Below are 22,757 nucleotides of genomic sequence, written 5' to 3'. Positions count from 1 at the left end.
CGTAAGGTACGACAGCCGACCCCGAATATAGGGTCGGCTGCTTCGGTTCATTAGGTTGGGACCTTGAAGGTCTTGAGCCGCAACGCATTGCCGAGCACGAAGACGCTCGACAGGGCCATGGCGCCGGCGGCGAAGACCGGCGACAGCAGGATGCCGTAGGCCGGATAGAGCGCGCCGGCGGCGACCGGGATCAGGGCCGTGTTGTAGGCGAAGGCCCAGAACAGGTTCTGCCGGATGTTTCCGATCGTCGCCTTCGACAGTGCGATGGCGTTCGGCACCCCGGTCAGGCTGCCCGACATCAGCACCACGTCCGCCGCCTCGATGGCGATATCCGTGCCGGTGCCGATGGCGAGGCCCACATCCGCCTCGGCGAGCGCCGGAGCGTCGTTGATGCCGTCGCCGACGAAGGCGACCTTACCGTGCTCGGCCTTGAGGCGACGGATCGCCTCGACCTTGCCGTCCGGCAGCACTTCCGCCACCACCTCGTCGATGCCGAGACGCGCGGCGATGGCCTTGGCCGTCCGCCGGTTGTCGCCGGTGATCATCGCGACTTTCAGCCCGAGATCGTGCAGCGCCTTGATCGCGGCCGGCGTCGTCGCCTTGATCGGGTCGGCCACGGCAATGATCGTCGCGAGCCTGCCCTCGATCGCGGCATAGAGCGGCGACTTGCCCTCGTTGCCGAGCCGTTCGGCCACGACGGCGAAGCCCGCCACGTCATGGCCAAGCTCGACCATGTAGCGGTCCGCGCCGATCTCGATACGCTTGCCGTCGACCACGGCCTTCACGCCGAAGCCGGTTACCGATTCGAAACCAGACACGGCGGGAAGCGCGATGCCTTCCGCCTCGGCCGCTTCCACGATGGCGCGGGCGATCGGGTGTTCTGACTTGGCTTCGACGGCCGCGATTAGACCCAGCACGGTCGCACGGTCAAAGCCGGCGGCCAGTTCGAGGTCGGTCAGGGCGGGCTTGCCCTCGGTCAGCGTGCCGGTCTTGTCGACGGCCACGACCCTGGCGTCCTTCAGCAGTTGCAGCGCTTCACCCTTGCGGAAGAGTACGCCCAGCTCCGCGCCCCGGCCGGTGCCGACCATGATCGAGGTCGGCGTAGCCAGACCCATGGCGCAGGGGCAGGCGATGATCAGCACGGCGACCGCATTGACCAGCGCGAAGGTGAGCGCCGGCGACGGCCCGAAATAGAGCCATGCCGCGAAGGTCAGAGCCGCGACGGCGAAGACAGCCGGCACGAAATACATCGTCACCTTGTCGACCAGCGCTTGGATCGGCAGCTTCGAGCCTTGTGCTTCCTCAACCATGCGGATGATCTGCGACAGCACGGTGTTGCCGCCGACCGCCGTGGCGCGGATCGCGAAGGCGCCCTTCTGGTTCACGGTGCCGGCGACGACCTCGCTACGATTCGTCTTGGAAACCGGGATCGGTTCGCCGGTGATCATGGATTCATCGACATAGCTTTCGCCCTCGATGACCTCGCCATCGACCGGGATACGGTCGCCGGGACGGACCTCCACGATGTCACCCGACAGCACGGAGTCGATCGGAAGATCGACCGTCTTGCCGTCACGGCGGACGCGCGCCGTCTTGGCCTGAAGGCCGACCAGACGCTTGATCGCTTCCGAGGTACGCCCCTTGGCGCGGGCTTCGAGCAGCCGGCCGAGCAGGATCAGCGTGACGATGACCGCGGCGGCTTCATAATAGACGTTGATCGTCCCTGCGGGCAGGAAGCCCGGCGCGAAGGTCGCGACCAGCGAATAGCCGTAAGCCGCGAGCGAGCCGACTGCCACCAGCGAGTTCATGTCCGGCGCCAGACGCCAGAGGGCGGGAAGCCCCTTGTCATAGAAGCGGATGCCCGGCACGAACAGCACCAGCGTCGTCAGCACGAACTGGAGATACCAACTGTTCGTCATGCCGATGGTGGATTCGATCACGCCATGCACGCCCGGAATGAGGTGCGAGCCCATTTCCAAAAGGAAGACCGGAGCGGTCAGCACCGCCGCGATGGTGAAGTCGCGGGTCAGCTCGCGGCGTTCGGCTTCCTTCTTCTCTGCGCGGTCATTCGTCTCGGCCTGGCTCGATCCGGTTGCCGCCGAGATGACCTTGGCGTCGTAGCCCGCATTCTCGATGGCCGCAATCACGGCTGCCGTGTCTGCGGTTCCCTGGATCGTGGCCTTCTCGGTCGCGAGGTTGACGACGGCGCTGGTGACGCCCGGCACGGCCTTCAGGGCCTTCTCGACACGACCCACGCAGGAGGCGCAGGTCATGCCCTCGATCGCGACTTCAAGCGAGGCGGCCGCTTGTGCGGCAGGGCTCTCCGAAACCTCATAGCCGACATCCTCGATGGCCTTGACGAGCGTAGCGCGATCGACGGGAGCATTCGTCGTGATGCTTGCCTTTTCGGTCGCCAGGTTGACGACCGCATCGGCAACGCCGGGGACGGCCTTGAGGGCTCGTTCGACACGACCGACGCAGGAGGCGCAGGTCATGCCTTCTATTGACAGGGAAATTGCCGCGTTCCTGGTGTCCGCAGCTCGAACGGGGGCATTCATAGCCGCCTCCTTTTCTCGTTCCGAAATTCACGTTCGGACGGAAAATGAGGCTTCCAACCATGGGAAGGTCAATAGCGCATTTTCTTTTTTTTGGCCCTTGACCTTACCACGGTTGGAAGCACCACCTTGGGCGACATGAGATCAAAACAAGGAGAAGTCTCATGGACCTCAAAATTGAAAACATGACCTGCGGCGGTTGCGCCAAGTCCGTCACCAAGGCGATCCAGTCGGTGGACTCCGCAGCCAAGATCGAGACGAATCCCGCCGCGCGCGCCGTCAAGGTCGAGACGACCGCCACGCCGTCCGCGATCTTGCAGGTTCTGGAAGAAGCCGGCTATCCGGCGACCTCAAACTGAACGGGAGCGAGACCATGAACAAGCTCACTCCGATCTTCATCGCAGGGGCCATCGCTATCGCCGGCGGCCTGGCATTCGCTCAAACCCAAATGAAAACGGACAACAACACGATGCAAGGTCACGACATGTCAGGCATGCAGACGCCAGGATCGGACACGCCGTCGACGAAGGCATACGAGACCGCCATGGATGCCATGATGAAGGACATGATGGTGCCCTATACCGGCGACGCCGACGTGGACTTTATGCGCGGTATGATCCCGCACCATCAGGGCGCGATCGACATGGCGAAGGTCGTGCTCCAGTACGGCAAGGACCCCGAGGTCCGCAAACTCGCCGAAGAGGTGGTCAAGGCCCAGGAGGGCGAGATCGCCATGATGAAGAAGTGGCTCGCCGACCGAGGCAAGTAACCAGTGTCGCCTGGAACCGCCGTGGTGTGTCACCAAAAAAGACGCTCGGCGGCGGACGCGGCGAGCGGGTGGGAGCGGACCACCCTGGATGAACGCAAGCCGAGGGTGCGGATGATGTTGTCTTGCACGGCGTTTTGACGGCGATGCAACGGCTGTTCATCGCTCTGCTCATGCTCCTTTCCTTCGCCAGCGTGGCGTTGACCGTTCCGGCGCTCGGTGCTCGCATGGCCAGTAACTCCCACGTAATGATTTCGGAACACGGATCGCAGCATCCGGCCGCGGATACCGCTGCCGTGCCGTGCCAGGAACATCGAATCTGCAACGGAAACAATGCCTTCTGTTATGCCCTATGCTCAGGCATGACGCACTGGCTTGCGCCTAAGGCGCCGACAAATGCCACCGCTCCTACCGCAGCGATCTGGAGCATTACCGAGATGCCGGACCTCGCCGGCATCGGCCCCGCACGCAACGAACGCCCTCCCAACGACGGTCTTGCTGAACGCAAGTGGCCTGCCTAGTCGCACGCCGATCTGAATTCAGAGGGAGCATAGTCCTCCCAGGAGACCGAAAATGAAGCTTATCTCACGCCGCAGCTTTCTCGCCGCAGGCGCTGCCACGCTATCCGCAGCAGCTCTACCGCGCTTCGCCAACGCCCAAAGCGCGATGGCCCTCAGCGCTGCAACGCGCGTGCTGGACGTCGACGGGCGCGCCGCCACAGTCTTCGGCCTTGAAGGGTCGAGCGGGCAAGGATTGGTTCTCGACCCCGGACAACGCTTTCGCGTCGACCTGGCCAATCGTCTCGATGTGCCGACCCTGATCCATTGGCACGGCCAGATCCCGCCCAACGAGCAGGACGGCGTTCCGGACGTGCCGCGCCCGATGCTGCAACCCGGAGAAACGCGCTCCTATGACTATGAGCCGCTTCCCGGCACCTACTGGATGCACGCGCATATCCCGCTTCAAGAAATGAACCTTCTCGCCGCGGCCTTGATCGTGCGCAGCGCCGAAGACGTGAAGGCCGACCGCCAGGAGGTCGTGATGTTCCTTCATGATTTCTCGTTCAAGACGCCCGAAGAGGTCATGCAGGAGATCACCGGCGGACATGGTGGCGGCCATGATATGAGCGCGATGGGAGGCCAATCCGATCCCGGCGCGTCGATGGACCATTCCGGCATGAAGATGGATATGTCCTCGATGCAGGGCATGGCCGTGGACCTGAACGACTACGATTGGGACGCCTACCTCACCAACGACCGCACCTTGTCCGATCCGCAGATCGTCAGGGTCGAGAAGGGCGGACGGATAAAGCTTCGGGTGATCAACGGCGCTTCGGCCACCGTCTTCTGGATCGATACCGGCGAGCTTTCGGCGCGCCTCGTAGCTGTCGACGGCCATGCCGTGCAACCGCTTGAGGGCAAACGGTTCGGCGTCGCCATGGGCCAGCGTCTCGATCTTGAGCTGGAGCTTGCCGGAGATGGAGCCTGGCCTGTGCTGGCGTTGCGCGAGGGCGCAAAGGAGCGCACCGGGCTGATCCTCGCAACGCCGGGCGCGACTATTCAGAAGGTTCCCGCACTCGGCGACGCGGATACGCCTGCATTCGACATCGAGCTTTCGCAAGAGCAGAGGCTGCGGGCGACGGACAATCTGCCGCCGCGTGCCGCGCAACGCACCCAGATGGTCATGCTAGGCGGCTCAATGCAGCCCTACCTCTGGACCATCGACGGCAAGGTCTGGGGAGAGCACAAGCCGATTGTCGCAACGACTGGCGAGCGCGTCGAGATCATGTTCCACAATATGTCGATGATGGGCCATCCGATGCACCTGCACGGCCACGTTTTTCAGGTCGTGGAGATCAACGGCAAGCGGTTCGAAGGCGCGCGGCGCGACACCGTCTATGTTCCTCCGATGGGCATGGTGACGGTGGCGCTCGATGCTGGCGAGGCGGCGCGCTGGATGCTGCATTGCCACCACATGCCGCACCTTCAAACTGGCATGATGACCGAGTTCAGCGTATCAGCGTGATAGGGCGCCTGCGCCGCGAGGGATCGCGGCGCAGGCTTGCTCGATAGCGCTCCCGACTATCTTCACAGCTTCGTGCGCGTGGGGGGGGCGCGCACATCGACTGCTCTCGGGAAACGCGATCAAGCAGCTCTCGCAGTTGGGCCTCGTCCACTCCGTCCGCCGACATCACAGCGCGGACAATCGGATCGGAAAGAAGCTCTGCAACGGTCGGCTTCGGGCGGCGCCCGGTATGGCTGCTCATAACTCTCGGTCTCCTTTGCCCGCTCTGGCGAGCTGCTCTCCCCCATTTCGCCCGCGACTTGCCCTCTTGCTGGCTGGCGTCCTCACGCATCCTGATCGTCAGGCGTGAAGAACACGTCAGCGTGCATGTCCTCCCTGCGCAGTCCCCGTCCGAAGGCGACCTCCATCGCTGCATCGACCATCGGCGGCGGCCCGGCGACGTAGGCTTTCCAGCCGTCGAGATCCTCCAGATCCTCGGCCACCGCCTGGGTCACGAAACCGCGCCGGTGCTGCGCTGACTCTGCCTCCGAGAGCACGGCCGAGAAGGCAAGAGTGGAGTGACGCTCGGCCATGGCCTGGAAATGCTCCACGAGATAGAGATCTCGCTCGCCGCGTGCGCCGAAGTAAACATGGATCGGCTGCTTCATGCCGTGCGCAAGAGCGGTTTCGACGATCGATTTGATCGGCGCCAGGCCGGAGCCCCCGGCGATGCAAAGAATCGGGCCGGAATGATGCTGGCGCAGGTAGGAAGAGCCCAGCGGAAATTCGAGCGCCACCCTGTCGCCAGTCTTCAGCCCAAAATGCACATGCTCCGAGGTGACGCCGCCCGGAACGCGACGAATGTGGAATTCAAGGCTGTCGTCGCCGTGACGATTGGCCATCGAATAACTGCGCGCCGGCGCTCCATCGAAGCCGACCTGCGCATACTGCCCGGCGGTAAACAGCAACGGGCTACCATCCGCGGGTGCAATCCGCACCAGCTTGATATCGTGCGTGAGATCGTCGAGGCCGGTGACAATCGCGTCCAGGCGTCGCGGCGTCTCCACGGAATCGTCGTCATCGCTGCCCAGCCAAGCGACGGCCGCATCCGTTTGCGGCATAGCGCGGCATGCGAGGATCAGGCCATCGGCCTTCTCTTCCTCGGTGAGCGCGAAGCGCGAGTGCTGGAGCAATTCCACCTCGCCCTCGATCAGGCGGGACTTGCAGGAGCCGCAGCGGCCGGAACGGCAACCGTGAGGATAGGGAATGCCGACGGCGAGCGCGGCGTCGAGGATGGTTTGGTCCTCTTGGACCTCAAGGCTGGTCCGCGCTTGCCGGATATCAACGAACTTGCTCGTCATCTGCGTCTCCTCACAGGCTCCCGGCGAGACCGAGCGCCTTGACGAGGCCCGGCTTCTGGCTCGGGAAGGTCCCGTAGAAGACTTCCGATCCGATGATGGTGATCGGAGCGACCCGGACGCCGGTCCGGGCCTTTGCCTCCTCGGCGATCTTCGGGTCGGTGAGGTCGCGTTCCTCGTAGGCGAGGCCCTGTTGGTCGAGCCAGCGTTTGAGCGCGTGGCAGTCCGGACAGGTCGGTGTGGTGTAGATGAGAATCTGGGGTTTGCTGCTCTCCGTCATCGGTCTTGCCTTTCTCTGAATTCGACACGGTTGCCCCGCCGCCAGGCCGCCCAACCGCAGGCGGATTTGGCAGGATTGTCGTCAGCGTGCGGCTTCCAGCGCTTGTAAGGTCAAGACTGTTCGTGCGCGGAAAAGGAAAATTCGAGATATGACGCAGGGGCAGAGAAGGACTGCGCCAACTGTCCCGCCGATCGACAGCGACCGTGTTTCGCATTGTGATTGCGCGCCCATCCGGTAAACTGGGCGAGACCAATCAAACACGGACAGCTCTTGGCGATCAAATGCCGGCAGGTTCCGTCCCGAACTCAGGTAAAGCACGCAGATGACTGCTCTCAAGAAGACAAACGCCACGAAGCCAGACGATCGTGCGACCCCCGAGCATATGGAGGTTGAAGGTCACCTCCTGCTCCCTTCACTCTCGCAGAACGAGATCACGATCCTCGCGGAAACGTTTCGCCTGCTCGGCGATCCCTCACGGTTGAAGATCCTGCTGAGCTGTGTACCGGCGCCCATTTCGGTGGGCGATATCGCCGAGCGGCTCGACCTGTCCGTGACCCTCGTCAGCCACCATCTACGCCTGCTGCGCGGCGCGCGTCTCGTCAAGGGCGATCGCCAAGGCAAGCAGATCTTCTACGCGATCGCCGACCAGCACGTCAGCCATGTTCTTCAGGATATGGCGACGCATATTTCAGAGGATCATGCGGACGACTGATCCGCCTGGAGAAGAGCATAATTTTACCACTAACACTTGAATAGCTGTTCAAGTGTGTTATTGACTCCTTCCGAAGCCGCGCAGGGCGTGTGAGCACGCGCGCCCGCTACGGCGGCCGGAAAGGAGATCGGAATGACAACTGGACTTTCAACGCCGGACGCTGGTGAACGGCTCGGCTTTCGTGTCGACGGCATGGATTGCGCAAGCTGCGTCGGCAAGATCGAGACGGCCTTGGGCCGTCTGGGGGGTATCTCCGACGTTGCCGTCAACTTCGCGACCGAGACATTGCTGCTCTCACGCGATGCCACGAGCAAAACGACGTCGAAGGATATCGCCAAGAAGATTCGCTCGCTTGGGTTCGACGTGACCGAGCTGCCGTCTTCTGCGATTCCCGCCGCGCCTGAGCAGCGCTCCGACGCCCATGCTGGTCATGATCACAACGGCTGCGCCGGCGATCACGATCACGGTCACGCAAGCCACGACGATCACAGCGGCTGCGGCGGCCACGATCACAAGCACGACCATGGTCATGACGGTCACGGTCACGATCACGCTCACCATGACCACGACCACGCTCATCACGATCATGATCACGGCCACGGTGGTTGCTCTGGACATGATCACGCGGGCCTTGCGCCAACTCCCCGCGCCGCACCGGCCTCTCCGCCCAATGTCTCCATGCGCGTCGAGGGGATGGATTGCGCAAGCTGCGTCGGCAAGATCGAGGTCGCCTTGGCACGGATGCCAGACGTCTCCGACGTGCGCGTGAACTTCACGACCGAAACGCTTGAACTGACGCTCGCTGCCGGCGCGATCACCAAGGTCGCCGACATCGAAAAGACGATCAAGAGCCTCGGCTTCGGTGTGTCTAACACACGCGAGCTTTCGGCTTCGTCGGATGCGGCCATCGACGTCGCGCCAGCGCCAGCGATGCCCAATCAGCGCTGGTGGCAGACCCGCAAGGGGAAGCATGTCATTGGGCTCGGTCTGCTGATGGGCTCGGCGTACGCCATTGCCCAATTCTTCCCCCTTTATGCGGAATGGATCTTTGCCGCCGCCGTCGTCGCGGGCGTCATTCCTTTCGCTCGCAAGGCATTCGCGCTCGCGACCTCTGGATCTCCGTTCTCTATAGAGACGTTGATGGTCGTCGCCTCGATAGGCGCCCTCGTGATCGGCGAGGCTGAAGAGGCGGCTGCGGTCGTATTCCTGTTCGCGGTCGGGGAATTGCTCGAAAGCGTCGCGGCCGGGAGGGCGCGCGCCGGCATAAAGGCCCTTGCATCGCTCGTGCCGAAGACGGCCGTCCTGCTCGATCCGAATGGCGGGCAGCGCAGCGTCCCGGCCACGTCCTTGCGTGTCAGCGATCTAGTTCTGGTGCGGCCCGGCGACCGCGTGCCGGCGGACGGGCAAATCATACAGGGCGCTTCCAGCCTAGACGAGTCGCCTATCACCGGCGAATCCGTGCCGCGCTCGAAGGCCAAGGGAGACAGCATTTTCGCCGGCTCCATCAATGTCGATGGCGTTCTTCAGGTCCGCGTTGAAAAGACGGCTTCCGACAACACGATCTCGCGCATCATCCAGCTCGTCGAGCAGGCGCAGTCCGCCAAGGCCCCGACCGCGCGCTTCATTGAGAATTTTAGCTGCTACTATACCCCGGCGGTGATGCTGATCGCCGCGCTGATCGTCGTCGTCCCGCCGCTCGCGATGGGCGGTGATTGGGACACATGGATCTACCGCGGCCTCGCGCTGCTGCTGATCGCATGTCCCTGTGCGCTTGTCCTCTCGACGCCTGCTGCGATTGCCTCGGGCCTCGCCGTCGGCACGCGCCGCGGCCTCCTGATCAAGGGCGGTAATGCGCTCGAAACCATTGGCAAGGTGAGCGCCATCGCCTTCGATAAGACGGGTACGCTCACCGAGGGCAAGCCGCGCGTCACCGAAGTCTTCGCCTTTGGCAAGAACGAGGAGAGCGACGTTCTCGCTTTGGCAGCGGCGGTCGAAACAGGTTCGAGCCATCCGCTTGCGAAGGCGATCATCGGCCGTGCCGAAACCGATGGCATCGCCGTTCCCCTTGCACAGGATGCATCGGCGACGGCGGGTAAGGCCGTACATGCGACCGTTGCCGGACGTCGCCTCGCCGTCAGCTCCCCGACCCATGCCGCACAGATGGTGACGCTCGGGGTGCTTGAGCGCAGCGCCATCGAGAAGCTCGAAGATCGCGGCAATACCGTTGCCGTCCTTTTCGACGAGCAGGCGAAGGAAGTCCTCGGCCTCATCGCCCTGCGCGACGAACCGCGCCGTGACGCGCGGGAGGGTGTCGCCCAGCTCAAAGCTATGGGGGTCCGCTCCGTCATGCTAACCGGCGACAACCGGCGCACCGCCCAGGCCATTGCCAAGGGTCTCGGTATCGAGTGGAGCGCCGAGCTGCTTCCGCAGGACAAGCTCGATCTCGTCAACGAGATGAAGCGGAAGTCCAAGGTGGCCATGGTCGGCGACGGCATCAACGATGCTCCGGCACTGGCGACGGCCGACGTCGGGATCGCCATGGGCGGCGGAACCGATGTGGCGATCGAGACTGCGGACGCCGCCCTGCTCAAGAGCCGTGTCACGGACGTCGCCCATCTCGTCGCGCTGTCCCGCGCCACCATGGCGAACATCCACCAGAACGTCGTCTTCGCTCTCGCGTTGAAGGGCCTGTTCCTCGTTACCAGCGTCCTCGGCATCACCGGCCTCTGGATCGCGGTCCTTGCCGATACGGGCGCAACGGCGATCGTCACGCTGAATGCGTTGCGGCTCTTGCGCTTCAAGGGTGCGAAGTCTGCCGATGACGGTCGCGATGAGGGCATGCGTTCTCACCCTCTCGTCCCGGCCGAAAGCCACTAGTCGCTCGCACTCAAGGAGCCGCCAACCGGATCGGTCTGGCGGCTTCACACAACTGGAGCCCGTCGAGGTAACGCTGATCCATCGCGCTCATTCGGGGACGGACTCCGCTTCTTCCAAGACGTCGGCGAAGCGAGACATGCGGTTGGCCACGACATGGCTAGGCGGCAGCGTCAAGGGTCTGTTCGGAAACATCCTGCAAGGCCCTTGACCTTTCCATCGTTGGAAACCGCACCTTCGCAGAAAATGAACGTCGCCGCATCCGGCTGGCCGGGGGCGCGCGCCTTTTGAAGGTGAACGAGAATGAGTAATAAAGCCGCCGCCCTGTTTTTAGCCGGCGCCGTCATCGCCGGTGGCACGCTTGCCATCGTCTATCGCGACGAGATCGGACCCTACGCCAAAAGCGTTCTGGCGCTTGCTTCCTCGACCGCTGCGTCGGAGGCTGTCGCGCAGCCGGCACAGATGCCTGTTCCGCAGGTGCCGGTTGCCGAGGTCATCACGCGCAAGGTCGCGCCATCCGTTGAGTTTACCGGCCATCTGGAAGCGACCAAGGCTATCGAGCTGCGTCCGCGCGTCGGCGGCGCGATCGTCGCCGCCAGCGTTCCCGAAGGCGGTCTCGTGCGGCCCGGCGAGCTTCTCTTCCAGATCGATCCGCGACCGTTCGAGGTGGTCCTGAACGCGGCCAAAGCGCAGTTGCAGCAGGCAAACGTCCTGCTCGATCAGGCCGAGATCGACTTCGGGCGCACCGAGGCGCTCGCTTCGAACGGCAACGCGCCGCGCAAGGCTTTCGATGACGCGCTGGCCATGCGGCGTCAACGCCAGGCGCAAGTCGACATCGCCAAGGTTGCCGTCTCGGCCGCCGAACTCGATCTCTCCTTTGCCCGCGTCACCGCGCCGATTGCTGGGCGCATCGACCGGGTCCTCGTCACGGAAGGCAATCTCGTCACCGGCGGCAATGCAGGCGCTGCGACGCTCCTCACCACGATTGTCGCGACCGATCCGCTCTACGTCTATTTCGACATCGACGAAGCCACCTATCTCGGCTTCGTAGCCAATGCCCGCGCACCCGAGACGGGAACGGTTGCCGGCAAGCTCCCGGTGCATCTGGGCTTGATGACCGATACGGGTTTTCCGCATGCCGGCGAACTCGACTTCCTCGGCAACCGCGTGGACCGGAGCACCGGGACGATCCGCGCAAGAGCCATCGTCAAGAACCCGGACGGCAGGCTGACGCCCGGCCTGTTCGCGCGGGTCAAGCTCGTCACGGCCGAACCAGCCCAGACCGTGCTCATCGACGATCAGGCGATCGGTATCGACCAGGGGCGGCGCTACGTTCTCGCTCTCGGCGCCGACAACAAGGCGGAATACCGCCCGGTCGAAATCGGACCCATGATCGATGGCCTGCGCGTCGTCGCGGCGGGTCTCAAGCCGGCCGACAAGATCATCGTAAAAGGACTCGTCCGCCCAGGCATGCAGGTAGTTCCGCAGATGATCTCCATGGCGCCCGGCGACACCGCTACAGATGACCGGGCTGCGGCAGACTCGCAGGAGGCGCGTCAATGAATATCCCGCGCTTTTTCGTCGACCGCCCGATCTTCGCGGTCGTTCTGTCCGTCCTGATGCTGATCGCTGGCGGCCTCACGCTCCTGAAGCTCCCGCTCAGCGAATATCCCCAGGTCACGCCGCCGACGGTGCAGGTCACCGCCAGCTATCCCGGCGCAAATCCCGCCGTGATCGCCGAAACCGTCGCCGCCCCTCTGGAGCAGGCGATCAACGGCGTCGAGAATATGCTCTACATGAGTTCACAGGCGGCGACCGACGGACGCATGACCCTGACCATTGCGTTCAAGCAGGGCACCGATCCCGACATGGCGCAGATTCAGGTGCAGAACCGCGTTTCGCGCGCATTGCCCAGGCTTCCGCAGGAAGTGCAGCGCATCGGGGTCGTGACGCAGAAGACGTCCCCAGACATCCTGATGGTCGTCCATCTCGTCTCGCCCGACAATCGCTACGATCCCGTCTACCTGTCGAACTTCGCCACCTTGCAGGTACGCGACCAGCTTGCGCGCCTGTCAGGTGTGGGTGACGTACTCGTCTGGGGGGCTGGCGAGTATTCCATGCGCGTGTGGCTCGATCCGGCCAAGGTGGCCGCGAGGGGGCTGACCGCCAGCGACGTCGTTGGGGCGATTCAGGAACAGAACGTTCAGGTGGCCGCCGGCTCGGTCGGCCAGCAGCCCGAAGCCTCGGCCGCGTTTCAGGTGACGGTCAACACGCTCGGAAGGCTGTCCAGTGAGCAGCAGTTCGGCGAGATCGTCGTAAAGACAGGCACCGACGGTCAGGTCACCCGCTTGCGCGACGTTGCCCGCATCGAGCTTGGCGCAGACTCCTATGCCCTTCGTAGCCTCCTCAACGGCAAGCCGGCGCTCGCGATGCAGATCATCCAAAGCCCCGGCGCGAATGCGCTCGACGTATCGAGCGCCGTCCGCACCACCATGGCCGAACTTCAGAAGGGCTTTCCGGAAGGCATCGAATATCGGATCGCCTACGATCCAACGGTGTTCGTCAAGGCGTCTCTCGAAGCTGTGGTCATGACGCTGCTCGAAGCCGTCGTGCTGGTCGTTATCGTCGTGGTTCTGTTCCTCCAGACGTGGCGGGCGTCGATTATTCCCCTTGTCGCCGTTCCCGTCTCCTTGGTCGGCACATTTGCGCTGATGTATATGTTCGGTTTCTCGCTGAACACGTTGTCCCTCTTCGGCCTCGTTCTCTCGATCGGCATCGTGGTCGACGACGCGATCGTCGTGGTCGAGAACGTCGAGCGCCACATCGCGCTTGGGGAAACGCCGAAAGAGGCGGCGCGCAAGGCCATGGACGAGGTGACGGGGCCGATCGTAGCCATCACCTCTGTCCTGTCGGCCGTGTTCATTCCATCGGCGTTCCTCTCGGGCTTGCAGGGCGAATTCTACCGCCAGTTTGCGCTGACGATTGCGATCTCGACCATCCTGTCGGCGATCAACTCCCTCACGCTCTCTCCCGCGCTTGCTGGCGTGCTCCTGAAACCCCACCACGGCGACGTGAAGCGCGATCTCCTGACCCGCGTGATCGACTTCCTGTTCGGCTGGTTCTTCCGGCTGTTCAATCGCTTCTTCGACGGCGCTTCGACCGCCTACGTCTGGTCGGTGCGCCGTGCCGCGAGGCTCAGTGTTCTCGTCCTGCTCGTCTATGCCGGCCTGGTCGGCATGACGTGGGTCGGCTTCCAGACGGTGCCGGGCGGCTTCGTGCCGGCCCAGGACAAATACTATCTCGTCGGCATCGCCCAGCTCCCGACTGGCGCTTCGCTCGACCGCACCGAGGCCGTCGTCAAGAAAATGTCGGAGATCGCGCTGGCCGAGCCGGGCGTGGAGAGTGTCGTCGCGTTTCCAGGGCTCTCGGTCAACGGCATGGTCAACATCCCCAATGCGGCCGTCATGTTCACGATGCTCAAGCCGTTCGACGAACGAAAGGACCCGTCTCTTTCGGCCTTTGCCATCGCCGGCAAGCTCATGGGCAAGTTCAGCCAGATTCCCGATGGCTTCGCCGGCATCTTCCCGCCGCCGCCCGTTCCGGGACTTGGTTCGACCGGCGGCTTCAAGATCCAGATCGAGGATCGAGCGGGCCTCGGCTTCGAGGCGCTCGCGCAGGCTCAAGGCGCGGTCATGGGCAGAGCGATGCAGACGCCCGAGCTGGCCGGCATGCTGGCAAGTTTCCAGGTGAACGCGCCGCAGGTGCAGGTCGATATCGACAGGGTGAAAGCGAAGTCGCAAGGCGTGCCGCTCAATACCATCTTCGAGACGTTGCAGGTCAACCTCGGCTCGCTCTACGCGAACGACTTCAATCGCTTCGGCCGCACCTACCGCGTGATGGTGCAGGCGGACGCGCCGTTCCGCATGCAGCCCGAGGACATCGGCCGCCTGAAGGTCCGCAACGCGACCGGCAACATGATTCCGCTTTCGGCTCTGCTGACCATCAAGCACAGCTCAGGCCCCGATCGTGTCATGCACTATAACGGCTTCCCCTCTGCGGACATCAGCGGCAGTCCCGCGCCCGGATACTCGTTCGGGCAGGCCACCGCCGCCATGGAGCGCATCGCATCCGAAACCTTGCCAGCGGGCATGGCCTTCGAATGGACCGATCTCGCCTATCAGGAGAAGCAGGCCGGCGACACAGCGATGTATGTCTTCCCGCTGTCCGTCTTGCTCGCGTTCCTGATCCTCGCGGCGCAGTACAACAGTTGGTCGCTTCCCTTCGCGGTGCTGCTGATCGCTCCAATGGCGCTCCTCTCGGCGATCGCCGGGGTGTGGTTCACTGGCGGCGACAACAACATCTTCACGCAGATCGGCTTTGTCGTTCTGGTCGGACTTGCCGCGAAGAACGCAATCCTAATCGTCGAGTTCGCCCGAGCGAAGGAGGATGAAGGCGTCGATCCGTTGGCCGCCGTTCTCGAAGCGGCCCGCCTGCGCCTTCGGCCGATCCTGATGACGTCGCTCGCCTTCATTGCCGGCGTGATTCCGCTCGTCATCGCCACCGGAGCGGGCGCCGAAATGCGGCACGCCATGGGCATCGCCGTCTTTGCCGGCATGCTCGGCGTGACGCTATTCGGCCTGCTTCTGACGCCGATCTTCTATGTGGTCGTGCGGCGGCTCGCGATCAGGCGGAGCGCGTCGCCCCAACAGGCGACCGAAGTCCATACCTGAGCAGGCCGACACACAATTCCACGCCGGGGCGGCCCATGGCTGCTGCCGCACCCCGGCGCGGTCGGGCCGTCAGGGCCTCAGCGATCGAACACGCAGCAAATCATAAACACGCGGCTATCCGGAAGGGACTTCAAACATGGATATCGGCATCGGCGAACTCTCTCAGCTCACCGGCGTCAAAATTCCGACGATCCGCTACTACGAGCAGATTGGGTTGCTGCGCGAGCGCTTGCGGAGCAAGGGAAACCAGCGACGCTATGACCACGGCGCGGTCCATCGCCTTCTCTTCATCCGCCGCGCCCGCGATCTCGGCTTCAGCATCGAGGCGATCAAGGACCTGTTTCGACTTGCCGACGTCTCGTTCTCAAGTCCGGCCGAAGCGCTCCGCATCGCAAAGGAGCAACTCGCTGCGGTCGAGGAAAAAATCGCTCAACTGGAAACACTCGAAAAGATGATCCAGCTCGTTGCCGAAAGCGAGAATGACGGGGATCTGATCCCGCTCGATATTTTGCCCTTGAAAGACACCAGCCGCGATGGCGATGCTGAGGTGAAAACTTCAAGCAAAGGCCGCGAATCGATTCACTAGCCTCATCCCAAGGACCGACGACGTTGAGATACTATTCCCATGTGAAAAGGAGCCAGAGCTGCGTCGTGGTCGGTGCGGGACCGGCGGGCCTGATGCTCGGGCTCTTGCTGGCCCGCTCGGGCGTCGATGTTACGGTCATCGAAAAACATCAAGACTTTCTGCGCGATTTTCGCGGGGACACCATCCATCCATCGACCCTCGAAGCGATTCATGAGCTTGGCTTGCTCGATGAGCTTCTTTCTCTCCCCCATCAGAGAGCCTACCATCTCCACGCTGAGATCGCCGGCCGCAAGGCCACGATCGCCGATTTCTCCAGACTACCGACGCGCGCTAAGTTCATCGCCTTCATGCCGCAATGGGACTTCCTGAATTTTCTTGCGCGAAAGGCAGGCGAGTTTCCGCGCTTTCGGTTGATCATGTCCACTGAGGCAACTTCGCTCCGTTGGGACAATTGCCGGGTTGTCGGCCTGAATGCTCGCCAGGGCGAACGTGAACTCGCCATGGAAGCCGCTCTCGTCATCGGGGCGGACGGACGCAATTCGATCATCCGCAAGGCGGCTGGACTTGAGGTTCAGAGCTTCGGTATCGCTACCGACATTCTCTGGATGAAGATCTCCAAAAAAGCAGGCGATCCGCAGCAGGCAATGGGCCACGCCGGTCCGAGCCAAGGGCTGGTCTTGATCGATCGTGGCGTTTACTGGCAATGCGGTTATGTAATCACGAAGGGAACCGTTGATTCGCTGAAAGAGCAAGGGCTTGAGGCGCTTCGCGCCAGGATTGCCGACGTAGCACCATTGTCGGCGGATCGATTTGAAGAAATCCGTTCCTGGGATGACATCCATCTGCTCAGTGTTCGCATCGACCGTCTCAAGTCGTGGTGGAAACCCGGCGTGCTTTGCATTGGGGACGCGGCCCATGCCATGTCGCCCATTGGCGGGGTCGGTGTGAATCTCGCGATCCAGGACGCGATCGCCACCGCCAACACGCTGGCGGAGGCTCTTCGCGAGGGGCGGCTGCAAACGCGCATGCTCGAAGCCGTACAGCGCCGTCGCAACTTCCCGACCAAGGCAACCCAGAAACTGCAATTGATGATGCGCAGCCGGAAGCGTGCCGGTGAAGCGGGCAACACGCAAATTCGAAGACCTCCGCTTTTCATGCGCCTGATTGCCCAGTCACACCTACTGCCGCGGCTGACCGGCCGCCTCATTGGGATCGGCTTCCGACCGGAACATGTGCGCACGCGGCTCGTCGATTGGACGTGTTCATTGAGAGCCCCGGCTAGGTAGATGCTACGCGATGAAGCGCCGGGAAGCCATTGAGGGCGATACCCCGAAGTCTTTTACACGCGCCACCGGCTTCACTCGTCCGTTCGGCAATGGCCTTGTCGCTGGCTGGACTATTCCTTGAAGCCCATCCCGATCCTGACCACGCATTGTGCGACGGTCCAAGCCCCTTGTGTCTCGCTGCACTCCCCGCGTCCCTTTCGCAGGAGAAGGCCGTCGATGATCTGGTGAAGTCCTTCGACAGGTAGTGCGAACTTCGCGTTATCAAGAAGCGCCTTTTGCAGTGAATGAGACAATGGTGCGGGCGGTCGGACTCGAACCGACATATCCGTAAGGACGGCGGATTTTGAATCCGCTGCGTCTACCAATTCCGCCACGCCCGCACTTTGCCGCCGATCTTACTCTAGGTCTCGGCTCCTAGCCGACCCCTAGCGCCATTTCGACGGAAACCTCTCACTTCACTTCCATACCGCCAGTCCGTTGAAAACACGACGCTTTCACTTCACCGTGATTTTCTGTGGATTGGTAGACAAATCCCTTTTTGAGTGCGGCGCGTCTACCAATTCCGCCATTGGGGCAACGGTGGTAATGCCACGGCGTCTATCACGGCCGGGGCCATGCGTGCAACCCCAAAGCTGATTTATCCTTCTTATTTGCGCGTGTTTATGGCGGCTATTGCCTGGCCGTTCTGGCCCGGTAGTGAAGGGATGGTGAGGGTTCGTGGGTCCCGTATCGACACACCTGCAGTTGCAGGATTAACGTAATATTAGATACCTCTAACAAATTAGAATATACGCAATTACTAATTGAATTATGATGCCAGTGTGGAATTTCCACGCGGGGCGGGAATAGCCAGAACTCATAGGGAGGAAATTATGAGGGCGCTTTCTCGCAATTTATTACTGTCTGCCTGCCTTATCTTGCCCGTCAACGCACATGCGCTGGATATAGGGATCGGCGGCGAAAACGGGGTGAATGCCAGTGTCGGCGGCAATGGCAGCGGTGGGCTCGGTGTCGATGCTTCCGTTGGCGGCAGCAATGGCGTCAATGCCAGTGCCGACGTTGGCGGTAGAAGCAGCGGCGGTTTGGGCGCGGATGTCAATGCGTCTGTCGGCGGTAGCAACGGGGTCAATGCGGATGTCAACGCATCCGTCGGCGGTTCCAGCGGCGTCAGCGCCGGGGTGGACGCTTCGGTTGGCGGCTCCAACGGCATCAATGCCAATGTCGGGGCCAATGTCGGCGGATCGAGCGGTCTTGGCCTTGGGGTCGGCGTCGGTATCGGCGGTTCGGGTTCCACCGGCACGCCGGGAAATCCAGGGAATCCTGGAAGCCCGGGAAATCCGTCCAATCCCGGTAACCCGGGCACGATGTCACCCGGCGCGATGCGCAACGCCATCCAGGCCTATAACGATATGTCGCGAACCGAGCGGATCAGGCTCGCCCGCCGTTGTGCCGATATTCTGGGCGGCGGATATGATGCGGCGTTGACGCAATTGTGCAAGATGATCAGAACGGCGTCACGCTGACGCAAGTCTTGCCACGACGGTAATCCGAAGGACGTCCCGGCGTCCTTCGCGATTAATTACCCTTGCGTCCGAAGGAGAGGATTTTCTGGCGCAGGCTGCGGGCGAGGTTGCGGGTGTTGCGGTACATATCCACCTGCGTGGAAACCTGCCGCACGTCCCGGTCGCTGTTGTGTGTCAACCCGACAACCAATGTGCCCATTTCCTGCCGTTCCTGCCAGAAGCGGCTCATGATCGGATGATCGGGCACCGCACAGCTGTCGCTTCGCAGAATATTGGCATCGTCCAGATGCCAGTCAGTCAGTTTTTGCACCAGCAACTTGCCGGGCGAAAACTGCGCATAGTTCTCGTCAAAGGCTGTCTTCCACGTATAGGCCTCGCCAGCCGTCATGAAAACGATCATGGATGCGATCGCCGCGCCGTCGAGATCGATGGTGTGGATGCGCACGGCATCGGCTTCGGCCAGATTGGTGATTGCTTCGCGGGCGAAGGCGGCGCGGTAACGGTCGTTCACCAGCGCGGTGCGTTTGCGCCCTTTCCAGCCGCTTGCCTCAAGCGCCAGGAATTCCTCCATACGATAACGTACGTCCTTCGGCTGGCGGGTCACGGTGTAGGAGATGGCCCCAAGTTTTTCGAGCTGTCGCCATTGCCGGCGCATTTCCCGCAAATGGTGCGGCGCGAGCGAGCTGCGCAGATAAGCCTCGCCATCCAGAAGGCTTTCCAGCATCGGCCGCTGATAATTGCCAGTCGTCGTCACTGGCAGGTTGCGGCTGAGCGCGATCGCCCTGAACATACGGGCGAAAGGTCCTTCAAGCCGCACATCCGGCAGCACGAGAACATTCGGCAGCCGCATTTCCCTGTCGGAAAGCGCGTCGAAAAGATTGTCGAGCGTTTCCGCAGCCCCCTCGGTATCGACCAGCGGCGTGCCGAGCGGGCCGAAGGGGTTGGCCCAGACGCGCAGAATGGAAGGCCCGATGGAGAAACCGGGCTTTTCAACGGTAAAGGGCATCAGAAAGCGCATGCGGCTTCGGGCGCCGTTCTCGTCGCGAATGAGGGCGAAGCGCACGGACTTGTCGTCGATACGCGGCATGGCCGGTGCCAGAAGCCGGCCGGTGAAGAAGACATTCGCTTCCATGACACGGTTGGACAGGAAGTCGAGTTCTTCCTGCATGTCGTAACCGAGCTGGCCCGGATAGATGCAGAATTCGCGGCCGTCGCGCCCAACGCGCCGGCTGCTGTCTGCCACGGGACGGTCACGCTCCGCCGACGCCATGAGCGCCGCGATGCGCGGGTCCTGAAAATCCGGATTCTTTGGGTCGCTGGACATGCTTATCGTTACACCGCCTTCCCAGTGTCTTGACCCGCCCGGGGATCGTTGAAGGCAAAAAGGACGATCCCGAGTGTGTGGCGAATGGCAATATGCAATAGCACAGCTTCTATGCACATGGCTATTGCGACCGCTGCCGCAGCCCCTGCCAGACCATAGACCGGAATGAGCGCCATGTTGAGTGCAATGTTGCAACCAAAGATAATAATATAAAGCGCGACGCACAATTTTTGTTTGCCGGCCATATTCAGCAAGGTTTCGCCCGGGCCGATCAGCGCTTTTGCCAGGAAGCCCGCAAAGAGGAAGAACATCAGCTGATAACCCTGAACGAAGCCGGGGCCGAACAATGACAGCAGGAATGGGCCGGCCAGAAGCACAACGCTGCCGACGGCAAGCGACGGCCAGAAGGCCCAGCGTGCCGCCTGGCTGGCAAAACCCGCAAGCCCCTGCCGGTCATTGGCGGAAATCAGGGCAGCCAGGCGTGGGGCTGCAGCCGCCTGCACGGAGAAAAACACGAATTGCATCAACACGATGGTTTTTGCCGCTGCAAAATAAATGCCGACCTGATCCGGCGGCAGATAGAGGCCGACGATCACCACGTCGGAATTGGTCATCAGGAAGCCGATACCGTCAATCAGGAACACGGGAAAGGCAAACCGCATCCAGTGGCTGAAATGGATCCGGCGGGCGACGCTGCGGAAATTCCGGTTGAGCCGTCGGTTGAGGAAAGCGAAATGGAACAGCGTGGTGACATAGGTGGCGAGAAGCGCGGTGAGCATGGCCGTTGTCGCGGTTTTTTCTGCACCAAGCCCGATCGCCACCAGCATGAACAGCAATATCAGCACCGGGCGAACGATATAGGTGGGGCTGAGGGCCGAGATCGCCCAGCCATTGGCGCGCGCAGTGCCGTTCAGCACATCGCCAAGCGCCACCATCGGCAGGGTGAAAAGCGCCAGTGCAACGGGAATGAGGTAATAGGCGGCGATACGCTCACCAAAGAAATACAGGAAAACAAAGCCGCAAAGCGCCAGCGTGCTGGCCGAAAGCATGGCGAAAATGCGTGCCGTTGAGGTCAGCCCCATGATCTTGTCATGGGCGTCCTCAAGACGATAGCCGGGTAAAAAGCGGATAACGGTGGTGTGGAAACCGAGGCAGGAGAGATTGCCGAACAGGATCACCAGAACCCACACAAAGGCGAAGAGGCCGTATTCGAACTCACCCATCAGGCGCGCCAGGATGATCTGGGAGATGAAGGCGATGCCGGCGCTGACGATGCGCACAGCAAAGGCAACCAGCGCCATGCGCTGGGCGCGGGAAACATCATCCCTTGCGGAAACGAGGACGGCGATTTTCGCTCCCAGCGGCGAGAGCTTCGCGCGCAGGCCTGCGGGTAAGGCTTTTTCGGCCGTGTTGAGGATAGCCATGATCCACACGCCATCATTTCCAGTTAAATAGGCAGCCGGATTGTAACCGCCTTATCCTTAACGAAGGGTTTGGGAGGTGGCGGCGCCTGTCCCGATGTCGTTTGCCGCCCGCGGCTTGCGGGTGCCGTTGAGAAGAAAAAGCGCAAGCGGACTGCGGCGTATCACCTGATGCAGCAGATAGGCCGTAACGGTCGTCGCCGCGACGATGATCGTAAATTCGAGGAGGGGCGGCAGCGAGATCAGGATGAAAAGCGTGCCGAAAGCGTAAATCAGCGGGTGATGAAACAGGTAGATGGTGAAAGAGGCATCCGTCATCCGTCCGGCAATCCGGCTTGGCCTGTCGAAATAACGGCAGGCGAGGTCGATCAGCAGGCGGCTTGTCGCCACCGCCGCAATCGCCGAAACCAGCACGAGCATGGTCGAACTGGAAAAGGGATTTTGCAGCCGCAGCGTCACGGCTGTTGCGATGGCGCCGAAGGCGATAATACCGGTGAGGGCCCCCGTTTGGCGAAAGCGGTGAAAGAGAACCCGGTCGCGGTTCAACAGCGCCCCGATGAGAAAGAACGGTAGATAGCGCGCGTAGGGATCGGAGGCCCGTTCGTAGAGGCTAAACAGGCCATTTCCGGTTTTCCCCGCAAGCAGGCCTGAGCCATAGACCATAAGTTCCCACAGAACAGGCAAGGCGCAGAGCGCGACAAAAAACAGGGTCGGATAACGTGCCCGCGCCCTGCCGAACCAGTCTCTGGCATATGCCAGTGGCGGGCGTTCCGCGAGGAACAACAGGCCGGCAAGCAGGGCGGAATAGGCAACGAGGGCGGGCAGAAACCACAGATGCATGATCCATTGTTCGCTTGGGCGCAACAGACCCGGCAGGCTCTGCATCAGCCGATCGGCGGGGATATCACCCTTGGCGATGCCGGCCAGCTGCAGCAGGAAAAGCTGCAGTGGTCCCAGTATCAGCACGGCCACGATGAACGGCAGCCCAAGGCGCAGGAAACGCTGCCTGAGCCACGGCGCTTTGCCCTTCTTGCCGATCACCATGGCGGAAAAATAACCGGCCACCAGAAAAAACGCCGGCATGCGGAAGGTGACGAGCGCCGCGCCAAGTGCCGTCAGGACCGGGCTGGTCTCAAAATCCTTGATATCCCAGGGCAGGGCGTGGCTGTAGAGTAGCGAGGCGTGATAGGGAATGCCGAGCAACATGAGGAGAGCCCGCAAGGGATCCCAATAATGCTCATAATCTGACTTGCCCGGTTGCATTTTCCCCTCGCGTCGCAAACGCGATCACGCGTGATCAGCGGTAGCCGCCACGACTATTAGTGGAAAACGCTAATA

Annotated in this window: 18 protein-coding genes and 1 tRNA gene; 12 read left to right on the top strand and 7 right to left on the bottom strand. The window is 62.2% G+C overall.

Features of this window, described 5'->3' with window-relative positions; all coding sequences use genetic code 11:
- Positions 1-50 precede the first annotated feature (50 nt).
- On the bottom strand, positions 51-2,558 hold the full coding sequence (locus ACQZ5F_RS15670) for a heavy metal translocating P-type ATPase (RefSeq protein WP_024899654.1): 2,508 nt from the start codon (positions 2,556-2,558) through the stop codon (positions 51-53).
- 161 nt (positions 2,559-2,719) lie between these two features.
- Between ACQZ5F_RS15670 and ACQZ5F_RS15665 the strand changes: the two genes are divergently transcribed.
- The 4 genes from ACQZ5F_RS15665 to ACQZ5F_RS15650 all read left to right on the top strand — a co-directional run bounded on the left by ACQZ5F_RS15665 (position 2,720) and on the right by ACQZ5F_RS15650 (position 5,346).
- A complete protein-coding gene (locus tag ACQZ5F_RS15665) occupies positions 2,720-2,914 on the top strand; it encodes a heavy-metal-associated domain-containing protein (protein ID WP_003500190.1) in 195 nt (64 codons plus the stop codon).
- A 14-nt stretch (positions 2,915-2,928) separates the two neighbouring features.
- Positions 2,929-3,324 (top strand): CopM family metallochaperone, encoded by a 396-nt coding sequence (gene copM, locus ACQZ5F_RS15660; protein ID WP_003500191.1) that lies wholly within the window; start codon positions 2,929-2,931, stop codon positions 3,322-3,324.
- Positions 3,325-3,446: 122 nt separating this feature from the next.
- Positions 3,447-3,842 (top strand): hypothetical protein, encoded by a 396-nt coding sequence (locus ACQZ5F_RS15655; RefSeq protein ID WP_035243490.1) that lies wholly within the window; start codon positions 3,447-3,449, stop codon positions 3,840-3,842.
- Positions 3,843-3,894: 52 nt separating this feature from the next.
- Positions 3,895-5,346, top strand: coding sequence for a multicopper oxidase family protein (locus ACQZ5F_RS15650; RefSeq protein ID WP_003500192.1), 1,452 nt, complete (start codon positions 3,895-3,897; stop codon positions 5,344-5,346).
- Between the two features lie 323 nt (positions 5,347-5,669).
- Here the strand turns inward: ACQZ5F_RS15650 and ACQZ5F_RS15645 are convergent, their stop codons facing one another.
- The gene (locus tag ACQZ5F_RS15645; protein WP_003500193.1) at positions 5,670-6,686 is read right to left on the bottom strand and encodes a 2Fe-2S iron-sulfur cluster-binding protein; all 1,017 of its coding nucleotides are present in this window, start codon (positions 6,684-6,686) and stop codon (positions 5,670-5,672) included.
- Between the two features lie 10 nt (positions 6,687-6,696).
- Positions 6,697-6,963, bottom strand: a complete 267-nt coding sequence (locus ACQZ5F_RS15640) for a glutaredoxin family protein (protein WP_003500194.1) — start codon at positions 6,961-6,963, stop codon at positions 6,697-6,699.
- Positions 6,964-7,285: 322 nt separating this feature from the next.
- Between ACQZ5F_RS15640 and ACQZ5F_RS15635 the strand changes: the two genes are divergently transcribed.
- From ACQZ5F_RS15635 to ACQZ5F_RS15605, 7 genes are all read left to right on the top strand, one after another.
- The gene (locus ACQZ5F_RS15635; protein WP_428839562.1) at positions 7,286-7,675 is read left to right on the top strand and encodes an ArsR/SmtB family transcription factor; all 390 of its coding nucleotides are present in this window, start codon (positions 7,286-7,288) and stop codon (positions 7,673-7,675) included.
- Between the two features lie 132 nt (positions 7,676-7,807).
- On the top strand, positions 7,808-10,552 hold the full coding sequence (locus tag ACQZ5F_RS15630; protein ID WP_080600488.1) for a heavy metal translocating P-type ATPase: 2,745 nt from the start codon (positions 7,808-7,810) through the stop codon (positions 10,550-10,552).
- Between the two features lie 300 nt (positions 10,553-10,852).
- On the top strand, positions 10,853-12,112 hold the full coding sequence (locus ACQZ5F_RS15625; protein WP_003500202.1) for an efflux RND transporter periplasmic adaptor subunit: 1,260 nt from the start codon (positions 10,853-10,855) through the stop codon (positions 12,110-12,112).
- Entirely contained in the window at positions 12,109-15,279 is a 3,171-nt protein-coding gene (locus ACQZ5F_RS15620) for an efflux RND transporter permease subunit (RefSeq protein ID WP_003500205.1), read from the top strand. Before ACQZ5F_RS15625 ends, ACQZ5F_RS15620 begins: the two co-directional genes overlap by 4 nt.
- Before the next feature lie 136 nt (positions 15,280-15,415).
- On the top strand, positions 15,416-15,865 hold the full coding sequence (locus ACQZ5F_RS15615) for a MerR family transcriptional regulator (RefSeq protein ID WP_003500212.1): 450 nt from the start codon (positions 15,416-15,418) through the stop codon (positions 15,863-15,865).
- 23 nt (positions 15,866-15,888) lie between these two features.
- Positions 15,889-17,151: an FAD-dependent oxidoreductase gene (locus ACQZ5F_RS15610; RefSeq protein WP_046801861.1), complete on the top strand. Its 1,263-nt coding sequence runs from the start codon at positions 15,889-15,891 to the stop codon at positions 17,149-17,151.
- Between the two features lie 29 nt (positions 17,152-17,180).
- The gene (locus ACQZ5F_RS15605) at positions 17,181-17,396 is read left to right on the top strand and encodes a hypothetical protein (protein WP_375797014.1); all 216 of its coding nucleotides are present in this window, start codon (positions 17,181-17,183) and stop codon (positions 17,394-17,396) included.
- A gap of 48 nt (positions 17,397-17,444) precedes the next feature.
- Here ACQZ5F_RS15605 and ACQZ5F_RS15600 read toward each other — a convergent pair.
- Positions 17,445-17,531: transfer RNA gene (locus ACQZ5F_RS15600), tRNA-Leu, on the bottom strand.
- Positions 17,532-18,023: 492 nt separating this feature from the next.
- Here ACQZ5F_RS15600 and uppQ point away from each other — a divergent pair.
- Complete coding sequence (gene uppQ, locus ACQZ5F_RS15595) at positions 18,024-18,674, top strand: polysaccharide biosynthesis GNAT family N-acetyltransferase UppQ (protein ID WP_225338675.1); 651 nt, start codon at positions 18,024-18,026, stop codon at positions 18,672-18,674.
- 52 nt (positions 18,675-18,726) lie between these two features.
- Here uppQ and ACQZ5F_RS15590 read toward each other — a convergent pair whose 3' ends face one another.
- The 3 genes from ACQZ5F_RS15590 to ACQZ5F_RS15580 are packed head-to-tail and all read right to left on the bottom strand — an operon-like array spanning position 18,727 to position 22,682.
- On the bottom strand, positions 18,727-19,998 hold the full coding sequence (locus tag ACQZ5F_RS15590; RefSeq protein ID WP_046801862.1) for a GNAT family N-acetyltransferase: 1,272 nt from the start codon (positions 19,996-19,998) through the stop codon (positions 18,727-18,729).
- Between the two features lie 8 nt (positions 19,999-20,006).
- Positions 20,007-21,422: a Wzx-type polysaccharide biosynthesis protein UppV gene (uppV, locus tag ACQZ5F_RS15585; protein WP_137086680.1), complete on the bottom strand. Its 1,416-nt coding sequence runs from the start codon at positions 21,420-21,422 to the stop codon at positions 20,007-20,009.
- Between the two features lie 57 nt (positions 21,423-21,479).
- Positions 21,480-22,682, bottom strand: a complete 1,203-nt coding sequence (locus ACQZ5F_RS15580) for an acyltransferase family protein (protein WP_225338674.1) — start codon at positions 22,680-22,682, stop codon at positions 21,480-21,482.
- Between the last annotated feature and the right edge of the window lie 75 nt (positions 22,683-22,757).

The organism is Agrobacterium sp. 22-210-1, assembly GCF_053522525.1.
Note: the sequence above shows the minus strand (reverse complement) of the source record. Positions and strands in the feature narration are given on the sequence as shown.